The organism is Pseudomonas sp. BMS12, assembly GCF_001592875.1.
Taxonomy (GTDB): domain Bacteria; phylum Pseudomonadota; class Gammaproteobacteria; order Pseudomonadales; family Pseudomonadaceae; genus Aquipseudomonas.
The window spans coordinates 161240-166249 of sequence record NZ_LSOF01000012.1; the positions used below are offsets into that span (position 1 = coordinate 161240).

Genomic DNA, 5010 nt, shown 5'->3' on the forward strand with positions numbered 1-5010 from the left:
GACTCCGACTCCGACTCCGACTCCGACTCCGACTCCGACTCCGACTCCGACTCCGACTCCGACTCCGACTCCGACTTCCGCGCCGGCAAAGGAAGAGCCGGCTGCGCCAGCGCAAGTCCAGGCCGTTACGGCGGCGGCCCAGGCATCCTTCGAACAGGTCGCCGCCGTGGTCCACGACGCTCCGAGCAAGGCGCTGGCCCTCGACAGCCTGCCGCTGGATGCGCGCATGTTCACGGGCGAGGGCGATCCCGACTTCGCCCTGCCGGAGCGGCCCGAGCCAGGTTACAGCGCCGTGGCACCGCACGTTGCCGAGAGCCTGCTGGGACTGCTCGACGAACTTGAGCTGCCCAGCCACCACCAGCCCCAGGGCGAGGCGTTGCGCGAGCGCGTGCGCGGCGGTCTGAACTGGTACGAACTGGTGCCGGTGCTCGACGACCTGGCGGTGCTGGTGCTGGCTGTGACCGACAGTGGCCAGCGCGAGTTCGCCGGCTACCTCAAGCAGCTCAACGAGCGTCTGGCGGCGTTCATCGGCACCCTCAGCGAGGCCCACGAGGGTTACAGCGAGTCGGTGGAAAGCTCGCGCAGCTTCAACCAGGAGCTACGCGAGCAGGTCAGCGACCTGCAGGCCAGCGTGCAGGAAGCGGTCGACCTGCCCAGCCTCAAGCAGGCCCTGGAACAGCGCCTGGATGGCCTGCTCAGCACCGTGGCCGAGCACCAGCGCCAGCGCGAGGGGCGCGAGGAAGAAGTGGCGCAACGCCTGCAGGCGCTGGCGCAGCGGGTCAGCGAGATGGAGCAGGAGGCCCAGGGCTTTCGCAACCACCTCGAGGAGCAACGGCAGAAGGCGCTTACCGACCCACTCACCGGCTTGGCCAATCGCGCCGGCTGGGCCGAACGCCTGGAACTGGAGATCGCCCGCTGGCGTCGCTATGGCGGCGATTTGCTGCTGGCGGTGCTCGATATCGATCACTTCAAGCGGATCAACGACGGCTACGGTCACCTGGCCGGCGACAAGGTGCTGAAGATCATCGCCGGCGAGCTGAACAAGCGCCTGCGCAAGACCGATTTCCTGGCCCGTTACGGTGGTGAGGAATTCGTCCTGCTGGTGCCGAGCACACCGCTGGAAGGTGGCGTGCAACTGCTGGAGACGCTGCGCAGTGCCATCGAGGCCTGTCCCTTCCACTTCCGTGGCGAACCCATGGCCATCACCCTGTCTGCCGGCCTCACGGCTTTCGCCGCCGGCGAGGGCGGCGATGCGGCGTTCGCCCGTGCCGACCAGGCGCTTTATCGCGCCAAGCGCGAGGGGCGTAACCGCATCGCGCTCGGCTGAGCTCAAGCCGCGTCCGGCAAATAGGGCTTCCAGTGCTCGGGCACCCGCTCCAGGCGCGGGTAACCCATGGCGCTCAGCTGCAGGTGCGAGAGCAGGAACGGGGTGTGGCGCAGGTGCTGCGGTACGCCGCGCAGTTCCGGCAGCCAGAGGCTGACATAGGCGCCCACGGGGTCGTACTGGCGGGCCTGGCGCAGGGCGTTGAACTGGCTCTGGCCACGCGGGTCGCTGGCCACTCCGGCGAGGTAGGCCCAGTTGCCCCAGTTGCTCGCCGGGTCGTAGTCCAGCAAATGCTCCTCGAACCAGGCGGCGCCGTAGCGCCAGTCCTGTTGCAGATCACCGACCAGATAGCTGGCGACTACCTGGCGTCCGCGATTGGACATGAAGCCGGTCGCCGCCAGTTCGCGCATGTTGGCATCCACCAGTGGCATGCCGGTGCGTCCCTGGCACCAGCTGTCGAACCTCGGGTCCAGCTGGCGGGGCGCGCGGGCCGTGGCTTTCAGGCCGTTGGCGCGGAACAGGGCAGCACCGTGGCGCAGCAGGGTCCAGCGGAAGAAGTCGCGCCACAGCAGCTGCAGCCAGAGCCCGCGGGTCGAATCGTTACCGCCGTACTGGGCCTCATGACGGCGCAGTTCGGCCATCACCCGACGCGGCGACAGGCTGCCATTGGCCAGCCAGGGCGAGAACTTGGACGAGTATTCGCTACCGATCAGGCCGTTGCGGGTGTCCTTGTACTGGCGTACGCCCTGACTCAGCCACAGGTAGTCGCGCAGGCGTGCCTGGCCGGCCGGCTCGCCGCCGGAGAAGGGAAAGGCGCTGCCCGCCACGCTCAGCGGCTCGCCCAGGCCGAGTTGCGAGAGGCTGGGCAGGGCGGCGAAGTAGGCATTGGCATTGTCCGGTAGCGGCGGCAGGCGCGCCGGTGCGGGGCGTGGCTGAAATACCGGCAGGCGTTGCTCGACCCGCTCGCGGAACTGGCTGAACACGCCGGGCAGCTCGCTTGCCGCGCACGGCAGGTCGCTGGCCTGGAGCAGGTGGTTAGCCGGTAGTTCGCGCAGGCTGGTAGCCCCCAGGCTGCTGCGCAGGCTGGCGAGCTGGGCGCATTCCTCGGGGGCGATTTCCTCCAGGGTCAGCACTTCGTCGAGGTCGAGCTGCTCGGCCAGGCGCGGGATCAGTTGTTCGGCGCGGCCCTGCAACACCAGCAGGCCTGAGCCACGCTGGCGCAGTTCGCCGTCGAGGGCGGCCAGACTTTCCATGAGAAAGCGCGCGCGGTGTACGCCGAGACGGCGGCTACCGAAGGGCCCGGCCTGCAGCTGGCCGGGGTCGAACACATACAGCGGCAGTACGCGGTCGGCGTCCAGGGCGGCCTGTACGGCCGGGTGGTCGTCGAGGCGCAGATCCTGCTTGAACCAGAGCAACACGCGACGCATGACGATGATCCTCGGTGAGGCATGTGTTGACGATATGCTGCTGTGACCACCGTGCATGGCCGTTTGTCCCCGCGCCCCTTCCCTGTGTCCGATTTAGCGGTTCGAGTGTGACGGGGTTCACATTGTGTCGATCCTGCCACGCTGGCCAGACGGCATCGGCGACGGCAGATAAACTAGGGGTATTCCCCAAGGAGCCCCGCATGGACATCTTCGGCATCGCCGTTCTGATTTTTCTGGTCACCGACCCCTTCGGCAACATCGCCATCTACCTCGCCGCCCTGAAGAACGTCGCGCCCGAGCGGCGCATGCGCGTGGCCCTGCGCGAGCTGCTGCTGGCGCTGGCCCTGCTGATGATCTTCCTCACCTTCGGCGAGAAGATCCTCAGCGGCCTCGGTCTGTCGCGCGAGTCCACCGCCATCGCCGGCGGCATCATCCTGTTCGTCATCGCCATGCGCCTGATCTTCCCCAAGCCCGAAGGCGTGCTGGGCGACCTGCCGGATGGCGAGCCGCTGCTGGTGCCGCTGGCCACTCCGGCGGTGGCCGGACCCTCGGCCCTGGCCGTGCTGATGACCTTGCGCAGCACCTATGAAGGCCCGATCTGGGAGTTGTACCTGGCCGTCGGCCTGGCCTGGCTGGCCACCGCCAGCATCCTGCTGCAGGCCTCCTGGCTGCAGAAATTCCTCGGTCCACGCGGCCTCACGGCGGTGGAGCGGCTGACCGGCATGCTGCTGATCATGCTCAGCGTCGACATGCTGTTGGACAACCTGCAGAGCATCCTGCATATCACGCCATGAGCGGCGTAGACTGCCGCTCCCAATTGCCGTACCGATACCGATGAGACTCGCCATCCTCGCCCTTTCCGCCCTGTTCCTCGCCGGCTGTACCGGCGGCGGCCTGCGTATCGACGACAGCTTGCGCTCCCAGGCCCAGAGCAGTCGCGTGCAGTACATCGTGCTGCACTACACCTCGACCGACCTGGCGCGCTCACTGAGCCTGCTGACCCAGGGCGAGGTCAGCGCCCACTACCTGATCGGCGACGCCCCGGCCACGGTCTATCGCCTGGTCGACGAGGATCGCCGCGCCTGGCATGCCGGGGTCAGTGAATGGCAGGGACGCACCTGGCTCAACGCCAGCAGCATCGGCATCGAACTGGTCAACCAGGGCTACTACGACGGCCCCGCCGGGCGTTACTGGCAGCCCTACAGCGAGGCGCAGATCGACGCGCTGATCGTCCTGCTCAAGGATCTGGTCAAGCGCCACGACCTGCCGCTCGACAGCATCATCGGCCACAGCGACATCGCCCCGCAGCGCAAGGTCGACCCGGGTCCGCTGTTCCCCTGGCAGCGCCTGGCTGAGGCCGGGCTGATCCGCTGGCCGGACGCCACGGCCGTGGCCCGCGAGCAGGCCAGCTTCGCCGCGGCCCTGCCCGAGGCCGCCTGGTTCCAGGCGCAGTTGGCCCAGCTCGGCTACCCGACGCCGCAGACCGGCGAATGGGATAAGGCCACGCGCCAGGTGCTGGCTGCCTTCCAGATGAAGTACCGCCCGGCCCGCTATGACGGCGCGGCGGATGCCGAGAGCGCGGCCATACTCGCGGTGCTCAATCACGAGTCCTGATCCGGCACTGAGCTATACCTGATGGATTCCGCCGTGGAGTCCGGTCCATGCCGACTCGTTTGCCGCGCTTGCGTCGTGCCCTGTTTCGCCCCTGGCCAGCGGCCCTGCTGGTCGGGCTGCTGGCCGCCATGCTGTTTGCCGCGGGAGGGCTGTGGCTGGCCAATCATCAGGCTCAGCAGGCCGAAGCCGAGCGCTTGCAGCTGCAGGGCCAGCATTTTCTCGATCGCATCGAGCAGGTCTTCGGTCAGCTCGGCGAGGCGCTCGACGAGCTGGAACAGCAACCCCTGCGCGGCTGCGACCTGGCCATGGTGGAAACCCTGCGCCGGGTGGTGTTCCAGCACCGCTTCGTCTACGAGGCCGCCTTTATCGGCGGTGATCAGCGCTGTTCGTCCTCGCCCCGGCGTACCTCGCTCGGCCCGGAGCGCCCGGCGGATCTGCAGGGCAAGCGCCAGCGCTACTGGCTGAATACCAGCCAGCAACCCGATGATGATCTGGCCGCCCTGGTGGTGGGGCGCGGCTACTTCCGCCTGTCCACCGCGCGTGGGCATCTGGCCGACATGGTCGACCTGCCGCCCGGTGGCAGCCTGCTGATTGCCCCGCACGACAGCGGCGAGGCCCTGCCGGTGCTGGGCCCGGCGCAGCCCT

The 5010-nt window shown here is 68.2% G+C and carries 5 protein-coding genes; 4 read left to right on the forward strand and 1 reads right to left on the reverse strand.

All coding sequences use genetic code 11. From position 1 onward, the window contains the following. Positions 1-1327: GGDEF domain-containing protein (locus AYB31_RS12075; protein ID WP_082805286.1), on the forward strand; the 1327-nt coding region annotated here is incomplete at its 5' end. Positions 1328-1329: 2 nt separating this feature from the next. Here AYB31_RS12075 and AYB31_RS12080 read toward each other — a convergent pair. After that, on the reverse strand, positions 1330-2751 hold the full coding sequence (locus AYB31_RS12080) for a DASH family cryptochrome (protein WP_068828943.1): 1422 nt from the start codon (positions 2749-2751) through the stop codon (positions 1330-1332). Between the two features lie 200 nt (positions 2752-2951). On the opposite strand from AYB31_RS12080, the gene AYB31_RS12085 reads away from it, so the two are divergent. The 3 genes from AYB31_RS12085 to AYB31_RS12095 all read left to right on the forward strand — a co-directional run. After that, the gene (locus AYB31_RS12085; protein WP_068828944.1) at positions 2952-3545 is read left to right on the forward strand and encodes a MarC family protein; all 594 of its coding nucleotides are present in this window, start codon (positions 2952-2954) and stop codon (positions 3543-3545) included. Between the two features lie 40 nt (positions 3546-3585). Beyond that, the gene (locus AYB31_RS12090) at positions 3586-4365 is read left to right on the forward strand and encodes an N-acetylmuramoyl-L-alanine amidase (protein ID WP_068828945.1); all 780 of its coding nucleotides are present in this window, start codon (positions 3586-3588) and stop codon (positions 4363-4365) included. A gap of 47 nt (positions 4366-4412) precedes the next feature. Beyond that, positions 4413-5010, forward strand: a 598-nt coding sequence (locus AYB31_RS12095; RefSeq protein WP_177332294.1) for a CSS-motif domain-containing protein, incomplete at its 3' end; no start/stop codon positions are given.